Origin of the sequence: Pantoea sp. NSTU24 (assembly GCF_050157905.1) — a bacterium.
Lineage (GTDB): Bacteria > Pseudomonadota > Gammaproteobacteria > Enterobacterales > Enterobacteriaceae > Pantoea.
In genome coordinates, this window is the sequence record NZ_JBKIWZ010000001.1 from 3,546,780 (window position 1) to 3,564,859 (window position 18,080).

Here is an 18,080-nt window from a genome sequence, read left to right on the forward strand (position 1 = left end):
AGATTAAAACCGGAACGCGGCTCGAAAGTGGGAAACAGTGCGCAGGACGTGTTAGAATTGATGGATTAGACTGTATGCATTAACTCATCGGGAGACAGCAACATGGCCAGTCGTGGCGTTAACAAAGTGATTCTTGTCGGGAATCTGGGTCAGGATCCGGAAGTACGTTATATGCCCAATGGCGGCGCGGTTGCGAACATTACGCTGGCGACGTCTGAGAGCTGGCGTGACAAGCAGACCGGTGAAAACAAAGAGATCACCGAATGGCATCGCGTAGTGCTGTTTGGCAAACTGGCTGAAGTCGCAGGCGAATACCTGAAAAAAGGGTCGCAGGTCTACATCGAAGGCCAGCTGCGCACCCGTAAATGGCAGGATCAGGGGGGCCAGGAGCGTTACACGACAGAAGTGGTCGTGAACGTCGGTGGCACCATGCAGATGCTGGGTGGCCGTCAGCAGGGCGGTAACGGCGGAGCAGGCGCACAGGGTGGTGGCAACAACAACGGCTGGGGTCAGCCACAGCAGCCGCAGGGCAATAATAACCAGTTCAGCGGCGGCGCGCAGTCCCGTCCACAGCAGCAGCCTCAGAGCGCACCGGCCAGCAATAACAATGAACCGCCAATGGATTTCGACGACGATATTCCGTTCTGATTTTATGGTTTGACGCGTTTAAAAAGCCCGCTTAGCGGGCTTTTTTATGCACCGTTCCGGCTGACTGGCGACGACCATTCTGCCAGCACGGCATCGGTACTCATCACGCGCGGCACGTTGCCGGGGATGAGCAGTGAGGCCCACACATCATTGTGCTGATTAGTCAGCGCTTCGGCCCCGACCCAGCGCCGATCGGCGGTGGTGTGCGCATCTGCTGCCACGGTAATCGCATAGCCCGCACTGGCGCCTGCCTTAATTGTGGTATCCAGGCAGTAGTCAGTCGCACATCCGCATACCATAAACGCGTTTATCTCCAGACGCTTTAGCAGCGCGGCCAGCGCCGTCTGCCAGAAGCTGTCGCAGGCGGTTTTTTGTCACATAAAACGCGCCTGCAGGCTGAACCAGCGCCGGCAACAGCTCGAAACCGGGGTCCCCTTCACACATTGTGCCTTCGCGATGCTGAATAAACAGGACGGTATCGGCGTGTTCAATCAGCCGGTTAATCCGGACTATCCGGCCTGCCTGATCAAAACGTGGTGTGCTGAATACGCCGTTCTGCATATCAATGATGATGACGACCCGCTGTGCCATGCTGACTTCCTCTGAATGAGAAAAAACAGTGTTACCACTGGCGCGGCGGATAGCAATCTTTTGCATTTCCTTCCCGGTTGCAGGCATGCTAATCCGACAGGCGTCAAATAAGGAGAGAGAAGTGGAAGGTGTTCCGGCTGTTTTTCCCTGTGAAAAAGACCGTGCGCAGTTTCAGCAACCGGCCTCATTGCCCGGCGTGGAACTCTATCAGGCCCACATCTCCCGTTACGCTTTTGAACCCCATACCCACGAAGCCTTTGGTATTGGCACCATTGAGGCGGGTGCGCAGCACTTTCGTTATCGCGGTACCCGGTATACGGCGCCGGTCAACTCGCTGATCACGATGAACCCGGATGAACTTCATACGGGCGAGTCTGCATGCGATGAGGGGTGGCGTTATCAGATGATCTATATTCAGCCGCAGCGGATGGATGAACTGACCGGTGACCGTGACTGGTGGTTTAATGAGGCGCTGCTGACCGATCCGCGGGTGGCGCAGCCGCTTTCCCGCACGCTGGCCGCACTCTGGCAGGCGGAGTCTGACCTGGCACGTCATAGCCTGCTCGCGGAACTGCTGCTGCAGATCCGTCCGCTGGCTCGCATGGCCTCGCCGGGCCGGGCCGGAACCGGCCATCGCTTTGACCAGGTGCGTGACTATCTGCGCGCCAACCTCGCCGGGCCGGTACGGCTGGATGAGCTGGCGGCGCTGGCTTCGCTGTCGCCGTGGCACTTCTTACGCGCCTTTCGCCAGCACTATCACGTTACCCCGCATCAGATGCTGATGGCGTTCCGGCTTTATGAAGCTAAACAGCGGCTGGCCCGGGGTGAACCGGCCGCCAGCGTCGCGGCGGCAGTGGGCTTAACCGATCAGGCGCATCTGACCCGCGCCTTTGCCAGCCGTTATGGCATCACGCCGGGACGTTATCAGAAACAGGTCTTCCAGCCCTGAGACAATCGCAACCTGCTACAAGCAATACGCGCCCGAACCCGCCACACTGCACAAAAATGTCATACAGGAAAAAATCATGTTTGCTGGCGTCATCTTTGCTATAACCGCCGGGCTGATGTGGGGGCTGATCTTTGTCGGGCCGCTACTGGTGCCTGATTACCCTGGCGCACTGCAATCGGCAGGCCGTTATGTGGCATTTGGCCTGATTGCCCTGCCACTGGCCTGGCACGATCGTCGCCGCCTGCGTCAGCTGGTGCAGGCGGACTGGCGCGAAGCGATTAAGCTCTCGCTGGTGGGAAACCTCTTCTATTATGCTTTCCTGGCAAACGCCATTCAGCGGACCGGCGGACCGGTTTCCACCATGATCATCGGCACGCTGCCGGTGGTGATCGCTGTAACGGCCAATCTCTGTTACGGCCATCTTGAAGGACGACTGTCATGGCGGCGGCTGTTCCCGGCACTGATTATGATGGCCACCGGGCTGCTCTGCGTGAACGCAGCGGAGTTACAGAATCAGGGCGCGACGCTGGATCTCAGCCGTTACCTGACCGGCATTGTGCTGGCGCTGCTGGCCGTGATTTGCTGGACATGGTATCCGCTGCGCAACGCCCGCTGGCTGCGGACGCATCCCGGGTTGCGGCCCTCGACCTGGGCAACCGCGCAGGGGCTGGTGACACTGCCGATGGCGCTGGTGATGTATGTGCTGGTCAGTGTGCAGATCGGCTGGCAACAGCCCGCTTTTTCACTGCCTTTTGGCCCGCGGCCCGGGGTGTTTATCACCCTGATGCTGGCGATTGGCCTGCTCTGTTCCTGGCTCGGCACCCTGTGCTGGAACGCAGCCAGCCAGCGGCTGCCCACCGTGCTGATGGGGCCGCTGATCGTTTTCGAAATCCTCTTCGGCCTGTTATGGACGTTTCTCTGGTATCAACGCTGGCCGCCGCTGCTCACCGTCACGGGGATTGTCTGTCTGATGGCGGGCGTAATCTGGGCCATGCGCATTAAACCGCAGCCGCAGGTGGTGTCGGTGAACGACTAAACCCTCACGCAAAGCAGAAGGTCATTGCCGCGCAGAGACGGCTCTGCGCGGCATTTTAAGATTAAGTCCTATGCCGATTTGCATACTCACCGGCAGATTTATGCCGCGAAATCGTTTTCATTGCGTCGCGGACATGCGTCACCCCTCACTGTTGTCCTCTCTGTCGCGCGTCAGCCGCTAAAAAAGCAGCCCTTCCGCTGTCCCCGGCCCCCGCTTTTTCACAGCAAAAAGGGTTTCACTGTTCAGATATCGGTCATTAATCAGGAAAAAAGACGCAACATGGGGAACGTTACGCTTTTATCTACCGCTTTTTATTGTGGTCTGGCCCTGAGAAAAGCAGGTCAAAAACCACGATTAACTTCATTCCTTGATAAGGAAGTAAGACAATTCCGCCGCTGCGTTAATATTTAAGCATTAATCTCTGGCATCAATGATGCGCAACGCAGAAAACCATGCTTAAGGAAGATAACGATAGTGTTAAGGAAGAATAAACTATTTATCATGGATTATTCCTGGTGATGCTTAATGCAATAAACTACCCGGACAGCAATTAAAGCGAAGCCGGAAAAAGTTATCAGATCCACTGTTAACTTAAAAAAGAGATGGTGCTTTTTTGCCCGATGTTTAAAGCGGCTTAATTCTGTCTGGCGGATTCAGTTCCGACGATTAGCAGGGCTTATCAGAAAAAGAGAGGGCCCGGTCCCGTGTTAACGGGGCCGGGAGAGGAAGAAAAGGCGTGGAATGCGAGACTTTTGCTGTTGTGAATCAATTTTACCGCAAAAAAAGAAGCTTAGCCGTGAAGCCATTCATTAGTTATAAATGGAGCGGAAAAGGGTGCCGCAATTGTCCTGTTAAATGATCTTCATCTCTTCTGGTAAGAACAAATCTCAGCGTTAAGTCTAAAAAGCGCGGTAGCATTGGGCTCAGCGATTCTCCGTGCCTGACGGATAGTGGTATACGCTGCGGCTGATATCTAATAAGCGGCAGCTGCGGCGGGTGCCGATGTCAAAAGTATTCTGCAGGAAATCCACAGCCTGACGTTTTTCATTCGTCGTAAAGAAGTGCTTCAGCACGCTCTGCAGCATCTCTTTGTCAGCGTTGAGGGTCTGCAGTTCGCGCGTGATGTTCTGCAGTTTATCTTCCAGATCCTTGATTTTCCTGCCTTCTTCCGAAGACAACCCAGAAAACTTCTTCTTCCAGCTGTAGAAAGTGGCTTCAGAGATACCTAACTCCTGACAGATTTCCCTGACTTTCACGCCCGATTCAGAAGCTTTAATGGCATTTGTGATTTGATCTTCGCTGTATCGTGACTTTCTCATAAATGCTCTTACCTTTCTTATCGATTAATGGATGAGAATGACTTTAATAATTTCTGGCACTGTAAGATTCTATTAAGGCAGTATTAAAGTGCGCGAGTTGAATTGCGAAGCCTAAATTAAGATATTTGAAATAAATATCATCATGGGATAAATCTTATTTTATTCTTATCGACCGGGCGTACCTTCCTGGAGGCGGGTTTTTGTTATAAATTCATCGCATCCAAATTACGAAAAAAATCTACGTACACTGGATATTAAGTCTGTCGGACAGGATTAATTTGCTGATAAGGCTCTTTAAGGTTGTTCTGCTTTTAGCCTGAAATCGTTTCCATTTGAAGTGATTCGCGCCATTTATAATAAGAATTATCCTGAATTCACTCTTCGGAATATGATCTGCTTCTCACTTTTTCGGACCAGTTTGGTCTGAAGTCTTACATTTTCGCCAGGCCCACTGCGCGCTTATTAATTCGTTACAGGGATGTTGTACCGAAGCGGTTGTAGTTGAGTAATACTAAGGAAGAGTCGATGAAATTGAGCGTAATGTCTAATGCCGCCTGGATGATGTCTGAAAAGATCATCTCCGTCTTTGGCGTCATTTTTGTGACGTCTTACGTGGCGAAGTCCTTTGGTCCGACAGTGTTCGGCCAGATGGCGTTTTCTACTTCACTATTTGCAATGGTGCAGACCATTGCAATCTTTGGCACCGAAACCATTCTGTTCAAACGCGTCAGCAAAAACGCGGCCAAAGGTCTGCGTCTGATGACGATTGCACGCACGCTGCGGATGGTGCTGCTGCTGGCAACCTCGGTGCCAGTCTTAATCTGGGTCTGGTACAACATGCAGGAAAACTTCCTGGCATTTGCGCTGGCCTCATTTGTGGCCTCAGTGTTTGTCACTCAGGACACTTTCAGCGTCTATAACAACGCCCGGCTTGCCTCACGGCTTAACACGATTGCCAATGCAACAGGAATGCTGCTGAGCTTTGCCATCAGCTTCACTGTCGCCTGGCTGCGTCTTAATCCGCTCTGGCTGACGCTGTCCATTGTGGCTGTGACGCTGGTGCCTTACCTGATCAAACGCCGCAATTTCTATCAGGATCATCAGGATCAGATGCCGCCGCGCGAAAAGCGCACCGCTTATCTGCGTTATCTGATGTACGCCGGTCTGCCGCTGGCCATCTCCAGCATCTTTATTTCGGTGCAGGTTAAAGCCGCCCAGATGTTTCTGGCTGGCACCGCGCCCGCGCGTGACCTGGGCCTGTTTGCAGCGGCCAATACCATTTCCGCTTCCTGGATTTTTATCCCGGTGGCGCTCATCACCTCCTGCTTCACTGAAATTTTCAGGGAGCGCGGTGAGGTCGCTATTAAGCTGGCTGCACGGCTTAATGGCTACGTTATGGCCGTCTCTTTGCTGATGCTGCTGGTGATTTCGCTTTATGGCGAGCGAATCATCATTGCGCTGTACGGGCCGGAATACACACAGTCAGGCAGTCTCATTACCTTGCTGTCGATAGCGACCAGCTTTTCAGCAATGGGGACGGTAGCGTATCGCTACATGGTTAAAGAGGGTGGATTCAACTATCTGCTGAGGAAGATCATCTGTCTGATGGTCATTAGTCTGCCGCTCTCCTGGTGGTTGATTCAGGGGCACGGCATCATGGGGGCCGCGTGGAGCGTGTTCCTTTCAGAGCTGTTGTCCCTGACCATCATGAATTATTTCTTTAAAAACGGCGTCATTCAAAAGATTCAGGTTTCCTCACTCAACTACAAAACCTACAAATGAGGTCAGATATGCTCAAGTTGAAAGAAGAACTCAGAAGAAGTGTGCAGTACTTTATCAAGAAGATGCCCTGGGCTTATCAGGACCGCATCTATTACTTCCACAAGTTCAGAAAGCTGCCCAATCTGCGTCAGCCAAAAGTGTTCAATGAGAAGGTTCTGTACCGTAAGTTTATCTTCGGCGATTACCAGAACTATGGCCGCCTGTCAGATAAATACTCGGTGCGTGAATTCATCGCTGAAAAAATCGGTAATGAATACCTGATTCCGCTGGTTCATGAAACCACTGACCCGACCACACTGAACAGCTTACCCTGCTGGAAAGGCACGGTGATCAAGCCGAACCACGCCTCCAACATGGTGGAGATTTTGCTGGAAGAGCCGGATGCCCTGCGCAAGCAGCAGATCATTCATGACTGTTATCGCTGGCTGAAGACCGACTTCGCCAACGAAGCGCGTGAGATCCACTATCGCTACATCAAGCCACGCATTCTGGTGGAGAAGTACATTGGTGATGGCAAAAGCGCGCCAATTGATTACAAGTTTCACATGTTCAACAAGCGTGATGGCAAGTTCGAATATGTGCTGCAGGTGATCTACAACCGCTGCCAGCCGCTGCTGTCGATGAATTTCTATGTGAACAACCTCAGCGAGGCGTATCACAAGATTCGTGATACCGGTCTGGATGTCTCGCCGATCATGCCTTCGCTGGAGCAGGCGCTGGAGCTGAGCAAGAAACTGGCCAGCGATTTCGACTATGTGCGTGTGGACTGGTATATCCACGACGAACAGATCTACTTTGGCGAACTGACCTTCACTCCAGGTGCAGGACTGGTGACCGGATTAGATCGCGGTTTAAATCAGATGATGGGAGATATGTGGATTCAGGACCGTCGCGGAACGCAGAGGCCGGGCGTGACAGTGCAGGATGTGAATATCCCTGCCATGTTGAAGAAAATTTAAGCACACACAGCAATATAAAAAACCCCGCTTCGCGGGGTTTTTTATGCGCAGAAATCAGGGCATCGGCCAGTCAGCTGGCGCCTGACTCATTGCCTCAATAAAGGCATGCTTTGAGATGGCCAGGAAGTTATGCACATTGTCCATGCTCAGCGTAATGCCCATCAGTCCGGTCACAAACCAGCAGGTCATGCCTAAACCAATCCCGCCACACATAAAGGCCATCACATGACGGCTGTCCTGACGGAGTTTAGTTTTCAGTGTGCTGGCAAAAAACATCATGACTGCGCTCAGCAACTCCCAACGCATAACAAGAAAACTGGCGGTTAACGTAGCCATCGGCCGGACCTCAATATCAGTAAGTATCCCTGACAATCTGCGGACATCACCGGCGGCGGAAAAGCGTGTCAGGAAGACTTTTGCGCCGTCAAACCAGGTTCAAAGTGTGACTTGGATCACATTATATCACCCGATTTTAAATTTTGAACAAAATTTGACTCATTGCGCGGGCAGGAAATGTACAGAGGCGGAGCAAATAGCGGGAAATCAGAGGGATGCGCCCGGGCAGGCGCATCCGGAAATCAGCGGACCGGGCAGCACTCGCCTGTGGTGCGCTGCGTAAAACTGTTCAGCGTGTCGTTGCAGCCAAAGCTCAGCAGGCGAGGACGCTGAAGGGACTGACGACGCATGGTGTGACGGTAAGCCGTCGGCGTCTGCGAAAACTGACGGCGAAACACCCGGGAGAAAGTCTGCTGCGAGTCATAACCATATTGCATTGCGATATCAAAAACCGGGCGCTGCGTCTGCGACAGGGCTTCTGCGGCCAGCGTCAGGCGACGTTCACGAATATAGCCACCCAGCGTCTGTTTCGTTACGGAACGGAACATACGCTGCAGGTGCCATTTCGAATAACCTGACTTCGCAGCTACTTCGTCGATCGACAGGCTCTTATCGAGGTTCTGATCAATCCAGTGCGTCAGGGAATGAATGATCTCTTCTTGCATGATGGCCTCATCCTTCTGGTGTGTAATAAAGCGGTAACAGCAGTTTAGTCGGTGTAATGGAAAAGAAGTATAATTCCTCAAGTTAACTTGAGGTAAAGGCTGAGATGAAAAAAGAACGCAACTATCCAAAACCGGTTTTAACACCGGGCGAAGTGGCGCGTCGCAGCGGCGTCGCGGTTTCCGCGCTGCACTTTTATGAATCGAAAGGATTAATCTTCAGCACCCGTAACAGCGGCAATCAGCGGCGATACAGCCGTGACGTCCTGCGCCGCGTTGCGATTATCAAAATTGCGCAGCGCATCGGTATCCCGCTGGCGACGGTCAGCGAGAGTCTGGATCACATCCCGGCGAACAAACGCATGTCGACGCCGGAGTGGGATGCGCTGACGCAGCACTGGCGTGAAGAGCTGGACAAGCGGATTGAAACCCTGACCCGACTGCGCAATGACCTGGATGGCTGCATCGGCTGCGGCTGTCTGTCGATGCGCGACTGTCCGCTGCGCAATCCGGGTGACCGGCTGGGCCAGCAGGGTTCCGGTGCGGTACTGCTCGATCCTGAACAGGATGACAGACAGCCGGAAAGTGAGTGACGTCTATACTCAGGGAAGGTCAATACACAGGGAATCACGATGATCACCGTTCACCATCTTGAGAAATCGCGCTCGCATCGGGTGCTGTGGCTGCTGGAAGAGCTCGAAGTGCCTTATCAGATCAAACGCTATCAGCGTGAGCCAACCATGCTGGCCCCGGCGGCGCTGAAAAAAGTGCATCCGCTGGGAAAATCGCCGGTCATTACCGATGGCAACCAGGTGGTCGCCGAGTCCGGGGCCATTCTCGAATACCTCGAAGAGAAATATGACCAGGCGTTCCGTCTGAAAGCGAATGATGAGGCGTCGCGGTTGCAATGCCGTTACTGGCTGCACTATGCCGAAGGGTCACTGATGCCACTGCTGGTGATGAAACTGATCTTCGGGCAGATGGGAAAAAAGCCGGTGCCCTGGCTGCTGCGGCCGGTAGGCGCGGCTTTTGGCAAAGGGGTGCAGAAGGCGTTTCTGGATAAACAGCTTAAGCCGCACATGGCAATGATTGAACAGCATCTGGCGACGCAGCCCTGGTTTGCCGGCCCGCATCTTACGATTGCGGATATTCAGATGAGCTTTCCGCTCCTGGCACTGGCGCAGCGCGCCGGACTCGATCAGATGCCCGCCACGCAAAAGTGGCTGGATACCGTGCAGCAGCGTGCAGCATGGCAGCGTGCCATCGCCCTGGGCGGCGAGCTTTCACTGCCGGGCTAACTGCGCTTTCTGGCCGCCGGGTCGGGATCTGCCCCGGCGGCGGCGGTCCGTATCCCCCTGAAATCCCGGCTGTGGCGGGTTGTCCACCATCCTCTCTGCGTCCGCCCGTGCTCCGCGATCCTGAAGAATCTCCCTCTGACAGTTGAAAATGGGCCGTTAAACGCCGGATAATCGCCTGCCTTTTTTATCTGGCCCCGCCTGACGGGCCACTATCTGCGGCAAGGTAAACGTTTGCCTGTTGGCTTACACCGGGCAGTGACGCCGTCTACCCGCTTATTCCAGGGACAGCGATGGTCGCAGAGCGATCCACACAACAAAAATTTTTGAGGCTCAATTATGTCAACTGAATCACGCCCGGCCAGTGGAAAACTGGACGCCTGGTTCTCGATCTCCGCACGCGGCAGCAGCGTGCGTCAGGAAATTCTGGCCGGACTCACCACCTTCCTGGCGATGGTGTACTCCGTCATTGTGGTGCCGGGCATGCTGGGAAAAGCCGGTTTTTCTCCTTCTGCGGTGTTCGTTGCCACCTGTCTGGTCGCCAGCTTTGGCTCCATCGTTATGGGGCTATGGGCCAATATGCCGATGGTGGTGGGTTGCGCCATCTCTCTGACGGCCTTTACTGCCTTCAGCCTGGTGCTGGGTCAGCATATCAGCGTGCCGGTCGCACTGGGTGCCGTGTTCCTGATGGGCCTCCTGTTTACCCTGATTTCCGTTACAGGCATTCGGGCATGGATCCTGCGCAATCTGCCAATGGGTGTTGCACATGGCACCGGTATCGGAATCGGCCTGTTTCTGCTGTTGATTGCGGCTGACGGCGTGGGCCTGGTGATGAAAAACCCGGCACCGGGTCTGCCGGTGACGCTGGGCCACTTCACCACCTTTCCGGTGATGATGACGCTGCTGGGCCTGTCCGCCATTATTGGCCTGGAGAAGCGTCGGGTGCCGGGCGGCATTCTGCTGACGATCGTTGCGATTTCGCTACTGGGGCTGATATTCGACCCGGCGGTAAGCTATCAGGGACTGTTTGCGCTGCCCGCCCTGCGCGACGCCAGTGGTCAGTCGCTGCTGTTCAGCCTGGACATTATGGGCGCGATGCAGCCTGTGGTGCTGCCCAGCGTCCTGGCACTGGTGATGACGGCTGTGTTTGATGCCACCGGCACCATCCGCGCGGTGGCAGGCCAGGCCGGTCTGCTGGATAAGCAGGGGCAGATCATCAACGGTGGCCGGGCGCTGACCTCCGATTCCGTCAGCAGCCTGTTTGCCGGGCTGGTAGGGGCATCTCCCGCGGCGGTCTACATTGAGTCGGCGGCCGGTACGGCAGCGGGGGCAAAACCGGCCTTACCGCGATTGTGGTCGGCCTGCTGTTCCTGGTGATCCTGTTTATGTCACCGCTGGCGTATCTGGTACCTGCCTACGCCACCGCACCCGCCCTGATGTATGTCGGCCTGCTGATGCTCAGCAACGTCTCGAAAATCGACTTCAGTGATTTTGTCGACGCGATGTCGGGCCTGCTCACGGCGGTGATTATCGTCCTGACCTGTAACATCGTGACCGGCATCATGATCGGCTTTGCCAGTCTGGTGGTGGGCCGTCTCTTCGCCGGTGAGTGGCGGAAGCTCAATGTCGGCACCGTCATCATCGCTGTGGCGCTGGTGGCCTTTTACGCCGGAGGCTGGGCGATCTGACTGTACAACCGGACGTGCGACTGCGCGTCCGGAATTTTTCACTGTTTTCCCCTTCGTCGCACGCGTAGCTGACAACCTTCACCGCAGTTTGTTTTACACTTTAGCGCTTAACCAATGACTGAAAGAAACGACGCCTAAGGAAAGCATGGAAATCTTTTTTACTATTCTCATCATGACGCTGGTCGTGTCGCTCTCTGGCGTCGCGGCCCGCATTCTCCCTTTTCAGATTCCGTTGCCGCTGGTTCAGATCGCTGCCGGTGCGCTGCTGGCCTGGCCCACGTTTGGTCTGCATGTCGACTTCGATCCGGAGCTGTTTCTGGTGCTGTTCATCCCGCCGCTGCTGTTCGCGGATGGCTGGAAGACGCCGATTAGCGAGTTTCTGCATCATGGTCGTGAGATCATCGGCTTAGCGCTGGCGCTGGTGCTGATTACCGTGATTGGTATCGGCTATCTGATCTACTGGATGGTGCCTGGCATTCCGCTGATCCCGGCCTTTGCGCTGGCCGCGGTGCTGTCGCCGACCGATGCTGTAGCGCTCTCCGGTATCGTCGGGGAAGGCCGCATTCCCAAGAAAATTATGTCGATTGTGCAGGGTGAAGCCCTGATGAATGACGCATCGGGTCTGGTTTCCTTAAAGTTTGCCGTCGCCGTGGCGATGGGCACGATGGTATTTACCTGGGGCGGCGCGAGCATCGAGTTCCTGAAAGTCGCCATCGGCGGTCTGGTGGCAGGTGTGGCGGTCTGCTGGCTCTACGGAAAATCGCTGCGTCTGCTCAGCCGCTGGAGCGGTGACGATCCGGCTACCCAGACCGTCCTGCTGCTGCTGCTGCCGTTTGCCTCTTACCTGATTGCCGAGCATCTGGGCGTGTCGGGCATTCTGGCGGCCGTGGCGGCCGGGATGACCATTACCCGTTCCGGCATCATCCGTCAGGCGCCGCTGGCGATGCGGCTGCGTGCTAACAGCGTCTGGCAGATGCTGGAGTTCGTGTTTAACGGCATGGTCTTCCTGATGCTGGGCCTGCAGCTGCCGGACATCCTGCAGACCTCTGTCGACCAGGCGCAGGCCGATCCCAATGTCGAACTCTGGATGCTGTTTGCCGACATCGGGCTGGTTTATCTGGCGCTGATGGTGGTGCGTTTTGGCTGGCTGTGGATTATGCAGCGATTCAGTACACGCCTGCTGAAGAAAAAGCCGCTGGAGTTTTCGAACTACTCACTGCGTGAACTGCTGATCGCCTCCTTTGCTGGCGTGCGCGGTGCGATTACCCTGGCAGGTGTGCTGTCGATTCCCCTGTTCCTGAGCAATGGCGATCCTTTCCCGGCGCGCTATGAGCTGGTCTTCATCGCCACTGGCGTAATCCTCTTCTCGCTGCTGGTGGGCGTGGTGATTCTGCCGGTGCTGCTGCGCGGCATCGACAGCATCGACAAAGGCGCTCATCGTCGCGAACTGCAGAGCGCCCGTGCGGTCATGGCCGGGGCGGCGATTGAAAGCCTGCACAAGATGGAAGAGCGGCTGGAAAAGACGTCGGAAGAGAATATCGATCCGGAGCTGTTGAAAGAGGTAAGCCTGCGCGTGATCGGCAATCTGCGTCGCCGCGCCGAAGGGAAGAATGACCTGGAGCATGCGCTGTACGCAGAGAACCTGGAGCGTCGCTTCCGTCTGACCGGACTGCGCGCCGAGCGCGCCGAGGTCTACCATCTGCGTGCCACTCAGCAGATCTCCAACGAGACCATGCAGAAGTTACTGCATGATCTGGACCTGCTGGAAATTCTGCTGATCGAGAAAGAAGAGTAAATCCAGGCTGGCACGCCTGCGCTCATGCAGCGTGCCAGCGTTTCACACTGACAGACGCGGCGGTTCGTCCGGCCAGTGCTCGCGACAACAGGCTATCCACGCCTGCGCACTGCGCGACAGATAGCTGCCCTCCCGCCAGATTAATCCCAGACTCCACTTCAGTTCCGATTCCAGTGGCAGCCACAGCAGAGACTGCCTGTCCAGGCGCTGACAAATCGGTTCCGGCAGAATCGCCAGCCCCATTCCGGCCTGCACCATCGCCGCCAGAAAATCCCACTGCCCGCTGCGCACCGCCACCGTCGGGGTCAGGCTAAGCCGCTGAAAGGCCTGCATCAGCTGACGATTCAGCGAGAACTCCTCATTGAAAATCAGCAGCGGATGCTGCGCGAGTTCGGTCAGGCTCATCTGCTGGCGGTCGAGCCATTCGGGATGGCGCGGCAGCAGCACACAGAGCGGATGATGCATCAGCGGCAGAGTATTCAGCGGTAGCCCGGCGTCTACCGGCAGGGCGGTCAGGGCAATATCGAGGCTGCCCGCCAGCACTGCCTGCTGTACCGTCAGGCCGCCAAACTCAGAGATCTTCAGCTTCACGCCGGGATAGCGGCGGCGAAAAGCGGAAATCGAACCGGCTATCTGCATACCGACCATTGGCGGAATGCCGAGCCGTAATTCGCCGGTTTTGAGCTGATTGATGTCACCAATCTCCGCCTCCAGCTGATGAAACTCCTGCAGGATCGCCAGACCACGCTGATAAACCGCCTCGCCGCTGTCGGTCAGGTGCAGACGCCGGCCATCGCGCAGGATGAGCGTACAGCCCAGCTCCTCCTCCAGCTGACGCAGCATTTTGCTGATAGTTGGCTGAGTGACAAACAGCTTTTGCGCCGCCCGGGTAAAGCTCTGCTGGCGGACTACCTCAGTAAAGTAACGCAGGGCACGAACATCCATCACTATTCCTTTCAGGCATGATTGCGATAATTTTAATTCATTTTTTTCACCCTCTGTGGCCGATTTATACTGGTGCGGTCAATTTAATCGGGGGAGAGAGAAAGATGGCGTCAGTGCCGGTTTCACGCAGTTACCGTGCCGCGCAGTGGTTCAGCCTGCCGCTGCAGCTGGGGTTCTATATCGGCCTCTATATGGCCTGCGACCGGCTGGTGAGCTGGCTCCATCTGCCGCTGCCTGCCAATATCGTCGGAATGCTGCTGATGCTGGCGTTAATCGTGACGCGAATTGTGCCACTGAACTGGGTCAAAGCGGGATCGCGCTGGCTGCTGGCGGAAATGTTGCTGTTCTTTATCCCGGCGGTGGTGGCTGTAGTGAACTATGGCGATCTGTTGCGGATGGATGGCTGGCGCATTTGCGTGGTCATAGGGGTCAGTACGCTGCTGGTGCTGGCCTCGACGGCCTGGGTGGTGGATCGTCTTTATCAGTATGAAGTGGCGCGTGCTGCGCGTAAGCAGGCGCCCCATGCGTGATTTCCTGCTCAGCCTGCTGTGCGTGGCAGTCACGCTGCTGATTTATGCGCTGAATAAACGGCTTTACCGTCGCTGGCGGACGCTGTTGCTGATGCCCCTGGTAATGACGCCACTGGTGCTGGTGGCGCTGCTGCTGCTGACGCACATCAGCTGGCAGGATTACATCGCCGAAAATCACTGGTTGCTCTGGCTGCTGGGCCCGGCCACGCTGGCCTTTGCGGTGCCGGTCTATGAGAACGTGGCGATCATCAGACGCCACTGGCTGTCGCTGAGCGCGGGCGTGATCACCGCCACGCTGGTCGCCGTCTGCAGTTCGGTCTGGCTGGCGCGGCTGCTGACGTTGCCGGAGTCGATTCAACGCAGTCTGGCCGTGCGCTCTATTACGACGCCCTTTGCGCTGGCGGCGGCAGGACCGATTGGCGGTCAGCCCGATCTGGTGGCGCTGTTTGTGGTGATTACGGGTGTGTTTGGCATGGCAGTGGGCGATGTGCTGTTTCTGCGAATCGCAATAAAACAGGGCGTCGCGAAAGGTGCCGGATTCGGCGCGGCCTCGCACGGAGCCGGAACCGCACGAGCGTATCAGCTGGGGCAGCAGGAGGGCGTCGTCGCCAGCCTGGTGATGATGCTGTCGGGTGTGGTTACCGTCGTGATGGCACCCCTGATTGGCCACCTGATGTGGACAATATAGTCTACACTGCGTTGCACGGGAGACGACGGGCAGAAAGGGACACGGTTTTTTACGTAAAGTTTTCGCTATTTTGTTGTCACCCCCTTTCAGGCTGTTACCCTTGCGGCCGGATTAATTGTCATGGAGTGGAATCATGTTTAAGCAACTTTTTGCCGGGAGCGCCCTCGGGCTGGTTTTACTGAGCGGTACCGCTCAGGCGATTGAAGGCAGTGTGGATGTCAGCGAGCACAATACCAATCTGAATCTGGGTCTGGGCACCACCACCCCAGGCCTGTTTCTGAAGGGGAACTGGCTGCGTAGCGATCACGACGGCAGCACCTACGGCGCCGGTCTGGGCTACAACGTTGACTTCGGGCCTCTGCGTCTGGCGCCGACCGCAAAAGCGATCTTCACCCATCCTGAAGATGGAAAAGATGGATTTGCGGTGGCGCTGGGTGGAGCAGCGAACTACAGCTTCAACAGCATGTGGGGCGTATATGGCGAATATTATTACGCGCCGGAGTCGCTCACCGATCATCTCGACAGCTATCAGGAAGCCGCTGGCGGCCTGAGCTTCACGCCGGTTTCCCTGCTGAACCTGCGCGTGGGTTATCAGTACATCGAACTGAACAACAAAGGTGGACGTAAAGATAACGTGCTGGTCGATGGCCCGTACGTAGGTGCCTCGCTGCGTTTCTGATTCTGTTGCATGCTGAAAAGAAAAGGGCGGCTGTTATCAGCCGCCCTTTTTTGCTGCACCGAAAAATCAGTGCGCTTTGCCCTGCTGAATACCGGTGCCGGTCTGTGAACGAATAAACTGCGCCCGGAAGCGGGAACGCTCCTCTGCGCCCTGCGGCGTATGGTCGGTAATAGAGAAGATCCAGATGCCGATAAAGGCTACGACCATAGAAAACAGCGCCGGATACTCATACGGGAAAATCGGCGATGCGTGACCCAGTACCTGCACCCACACGGTCGGACCGAGGATCATCAGGATCACCGCCGTCAGCAGACCGAGCCAGCCGCCCACCATCGCACCGCGCGTCGTGAGTTTTGACCAGTACATCGACAGCAGAATGATCGGGAAGTTACAGCTGGCCGCAATTGAGAAAGCCAGCCCGACCATAAAGGCGATGTTCTGCTTCTCAAACAGGATGCCCAGTGCAATCGCAACCACGCCCAGCGCCAGTACAGTGATTTTGGAGACCCGTAGCTCATCTTTCTCGCTGGCCTGGCCTTTGCGATAGACGCTGGCATAGAGATCGTGCGACACCGCCGAGGCGCCTGCCAGGGTTAAGCCCGCCACCACCGCCAGGATCGTGGCAAAGGCGACCGCAGAGATAAAGCCCAGGAAGGTGCTGCCCCCTACGGCATTAGCCAGGTGGACTGCCGCCATATTGGTGCCGCCAATCAGCGCACCGCTGGCATCTTTAAAGATCGGATTCGCGCCGACCAGCAGAATGGCGCCAAAGCCGATGATAAAGGTGAGAAAGTAGAAATAGCCCATAAAGCCGGTGGCCCAGAAGACACTTTTACGCGCCTCTTTGGCATCCGCCACGGTGAAGAACCGCATCAGGATATGCGGCAATCCGGCCGTACCGAACATCAGCCCCAGCCCCAGCGACAGCGCCGAGACAGGATCTTTCACCAGCCCACCCGGCTGCATAATGGCGCTGCCTTTGGGATGAACTGCCATCGCCTCGGTAAACAGTGTATTGAAGCTGAAACCGGTCGCTTTCATCACCATCACCGCCATAAAGGTGGCACCAAACAGCAGCAGCACTGCCTTGATGATCTGCACCCAGGTGGTGGCGAGCATGCCGCCAAACAGCACATACATCACCATCAGGATGCCGACCAGCACCACCGCCACATGGTAGTTAAGACCAAACAGCAGCTGGATGAGTTTACCGGCGCCGACCATCTGCGCAATCAGGTAGAGCGCCACCACCACCAGCGAGCCGCAGGCCGACAGAATACGGATCGGCATCTGCTTCAGACGGTAGGAAGCGACGTCGGCAAAGGTGTAGCGACCCAGGTTGCGCAGCCGCTCGGCGATTAAAAACAGAATCATTGGCCAGCCGACCAGGAAGCCGAGCGAGTAGATAAGACCATCATAACCGGAGGTGTATACCAGCGCCGAAATGCCCAGGAACGAGGCGGCGGACATAAAGTCACCCGCCATCGCCAGGCCGTTCTGAAAGCCGGTGATATTGCCGCCTGCGGTGTAGTAATCGTTACGCGATCGGGTGCGCCGGGAGGCCCAGTAAGTAATCCCCAGCGTGGCACCGACGAAAATCATAAACATGATGATCGCCTGATAGTTGGTCGCCTGGCGCTGCACGGCGCCGGTAATCGCATCAGCTGCCAGGGCAGAAAACGGCAGCAGCATGGCCAGCAGCCATAAGGTGAGACGGGTCATGATTTCACCTCGCTAAGAATGGCTTTGGTTAAACGGTCAAACTCACCGTTGGCGCGCCAGACATAGACGCCGGTCAGCACAAACGACATCACAATCAGGCCGACGCCAATCGGTATACCGCGCGTGACACTGGTGCCAGCGTGCAGCGGCGTACCCAGCCAGCCGGGTGCGAACGCAATCAGCAGAATAAAGCCGACATACAGCACCAGCATAATCAGTGACAGCAGCGTGGCAAACGCCTGACGTTTACGGACTAATTCATGAAAACGGGGATTGCGTTCAATCTGCTGATTGATGGCATCCTGATTTGAAAGGGCGTCATTCATCACATTTTCTCCAGAGGGCTTGCAGGCGAGAACCTCGCGTCAGGGCGCGGATTCAGCTGGTTTTAATAGTTGTGACTCGCGAAACAGACTGCGTAGGGCGGGGGTGGCGGGAAGCGATCTTCCCGCCGGA

At 56.0% G+C, this 18,080-nt stretch carries 17 protein-coding genes and 2 pseudogenes; 12 read left to right on the forward strand and 7 right to left on the reverse strand.

All coding sequences use genetic code 11. From position 1 onward, the window contains the following. The first annotated feature begins 102 nt into the window (after window positions 1–102). Window positions 103–648: a single-stranded DNA-binding protein gene (locus ACLHDD_RS16820; RefSeq protein WP_427104967.1), complete on the forward strand. Its 546-nt coding sequence runs from the start codon at window positions 103–105 to the stop codon at window positions 646–648. Window positions 649–692: 44 nt separating this feature from the next. Here ACLHDD_RS16820 and ACLHDD_RS16825 read toward each other — a convergent pair. After that, window positions 693–1,239 (reverse strand): annotated as a pseudogene (locus ACLHDD_RS16825) (isochorismatase family protein). 121 nt (window positions 1,240–1,360) lie between these two features. Between ACLHDD_RS16825 and ACLHDD_RS16830 the strand changes: the two are divergent. After that, window positions 1,361–2,188: an AraC family ligand binding domain-containing protein gene (locus ACLHDD_RS16830; RefSeq protein ID WP_427104968.1), complete on the forward strand. Its 828-nt coding sequence runs from the start codon at window positions 1,361–1,363 to the stop codon at window positions 2,186–2,188. 76 nt (window positions 2,189–2,264) lie between these two features. Then, window positions 2,265–3,224, forward strand: a complete 960-nt coding sequence (locus ACLHDD_RS16835) for a DMT family transporter (RefSeq protein ID WP_427104969.1) — start codon at window positions 2,265–2,267, stop codon at window positions 3,222–3,224. A gap of 923 nt (window positions 3,225–4,147) precedes the next feature. Here the strand turns inward: ACLHDD_RS16835 and ACLHDD_RS16840 are convergent. Beyond that, on the reverse strand, window positions 4,148–4,543 hold the full coding sequence (locus tag ACLHDD_RS16840; protein WP_427104970.1) for a transposase: 396 nt from the start codon (window positions 4,541–4,543) through the stop codon (window positions 4,148–4,150). A 525-nt stretch (window positions 4,544–5,068) separates the two neighbouring features. Between ACLHDD_RS16840 and ACLHDD_RS16845 the strand changes: the two genes are divergently transcribed. Continuing rightward, window positions 5,069–6,325 carry an oligosaccharide flippase family protein gene (locus ACLHDD_RS16845; protein ID WP_427104971.1) on the forward strand — a complete coding sequence of 419 codons (1,257 nt, stop codon included), beginning with the start codon at window positions 5,069–5,071 and terminating at the stop codon, window positions 6,323–6,325. An 8-nt stretch (window positions 6,326–6,333) separates the two neighbouring features. Beyond that, window positions 6,334–7,284: an ATP-grasp fold amidoligase family protein gene (locus ACLHDD_RS16850; RefSeq protein ID WP_427104972.1), complete on the forward strand. Its 951-nt coding sequence runs from the start codon at window positions 6,334–6,336 to the stop codon at window positions 7,282–7,284. Between the two features lie 54 nt (window positions 7,285–7,338). Here the strand turns inward: ACLHDD_RS16850 and ACLHDD_RS16855 are convergent, their stop codons facing one another. Beyond that, entirely contained in the window at window positions 7,339–7,620 is a 282-nt protein-coding gene (locus tag ACLHDD_RS16855) for a YjcB family protein (protein ID WP_111140215.1), read from the reverse strand. Between the two features lie 242 nt (window positions 7,621–7,862). Further along, the gene (soxS, locus tag ACLHDD_RS16860) at window positions 7,863–8,288 is read right to left on the reverse strand and encodes a superoxide response transcriptional regulator SoxS (RefSeq protein WP_427105227.1); all 426 of its coding nucleotides are present in this window, start codon (window positions 8,286–8,288) and stop codon (window positions 7,863–7,865) included. 101 nt (window positions 8,289–8,389) lie between these two features. On the opposite strand from soxS, the gene soxR reads away from it, so the two are divergent. The 4 genes and pseudogenes from soxR (at window position 8,390) to ACLHDD_RS16880 (ending at window position 13,060) form a co-directional block, all read left to right on the forward strand. Further along, window positions 8,390–8,875, forward strand: a complete 486-nt coding sequence (gene soxR / locus ACLHDD_RS16865) for a redox-sensitive transcriptional activator SoxR (protein WP_427104973.1) — start codon at window positions 8,390–8,392, stop codon at window positions 8,873–8,875. Between the two features lie 39 nt (window positions 8,876–8,914). After that, window positions 8,915–9,580, forward strand: coding sequence for a glutathione S-transferase family protein (locus ACLHDD_RS16870; protein WP_427104974.1), 666 nt, complete (start codon window positions 8,915–8,917; stop codon window positions 9,578–9,580). A 336-nt stretch (window positions 9,581–9,916) separates the two neighbouring features. Continuing rightward, window positions 9,917–11,265, forward strand: a pseudogene (locus tag ACLHDD_RS16875) (NCS2 family permease). A 145-nt stretch (window positions 11,266–11,410) separates the two neighbouring features. Beyond that, window positions 11,411–13,060, forward strand: a complete 1,650-nt coding sequence (locus ACLHDD_RS16880) for a Na+/H+ antiporter (RefSeq protein WP_427104975.1) — start codon at window positions 11,411–11,413, stop codon at window positions 13,058–13,060. Window positions 13,061–13,102: 42 nt separating this feature from the next. Here ACLHDD_RS16880 and ACLHDD_RS16885 read toward each other — a convergent pair whose 3' ends face one another. Continuing rightward, complete coding sequence (locus ACLHDD_RS16885; RefSeq protein WP_427104976.1) at window positions 13,103–14,005, reverse strand: LysR family transcriptional regulator; 903 nt, start codon at window positions 14,003–14,005, stop codon at window positions 13,103–13,105. 104 nt (window positions 14,006–14,109) lie between these two features. Here ACLHDD_RS16885 and ACLHDD_RS16890 point away from each other — a divergent pair, with 104 nt between their 5' ends. The 3 genes from ACLHDD_RS16890 (at window position 14,110) to ACLHDD_RS16900 (ending at window position 15,902) form a co-directional block, all read left to right on the forward strand. Then, window positions 14,110–14,535 (forward strand): CidA/LrgA family protein, encoded by a 426-nt coding sequence (locus ACLHDD_RS16890; RefSeq protein WP_427104977.1) that lies wholly within the window; start codon window positions 14,110–14,112, stop codon window positions 14,533–14,535. Further along, the gene (locus ACLHDD_RS16895; RefSeq protein WP_427104978.1) at window positions 14,528–15,223 is read left to right on the forward strand and encodes an LrgB family protein; all 696 of its coding nucleotides are present in this window, start codon (window positions 14,528–14,530) and stop codon (window positions 15,221–15,223) included. The genes ACLHDD_RS16890 and ACLHDD_RS16895 overlap by 8 nt, the downstream gene beginning before the upstream one ends. A gap of 133 nt (window positions 15,224–15,356) precedes the next feature. Further along, window positions 15,357–15,902, forward strand: coding sequence for a YfaZ family outer membrane protein (locus ACLHDD_RS16900; RefSeq protein WP_427104979.1), 546 nt, complete (start codon window positions 15,357–15,359; stop codon window positions 15,900–15,902). 66 nt (window positions 15,903–15,968) lie between these two features. Here ACLHDD_RS16900 and ACLHDD_RS16905 read toward each other — a convergent pair whose 3' ends face one another. Together ACLHDD_RS16905 and ACLHDD_RS16910 are read right to left on the reverse strand one after the other, a co-directional pair. Continuing rightward, window positions 15,969–17,624 carry a cation acetate symporter gene (locus ACLHDD_RS16905; protein ID WP_427104980.1) on the reverse strand — a complete coding sequence of 552 codons (1,656 nt, stop codon included), beginning with the start codon at window positions 17,622–17,624 and terminating at the stop codon, window positions 15,969–15,971. Then, window positions 17,621–17,950 carry a DUF485 domain-containing protein gene (locus ACLHDD_RS16910; protein ID WP_111140226.1) on the reverse strand — a complete coding sequence of 110 codons (330 nt, stop codon included), beginning with the start codon at window positions 17,948–17,950 and terminating at the stop codon, window positions 17,621–17,623. Before ACLHDD_RS16910 ends, ACLHDD_RS16905 begins: the two co-directional genes overlap by 4 nt. Window positions 17,951–18,080 lie beyond the last annotated feature (130 nt).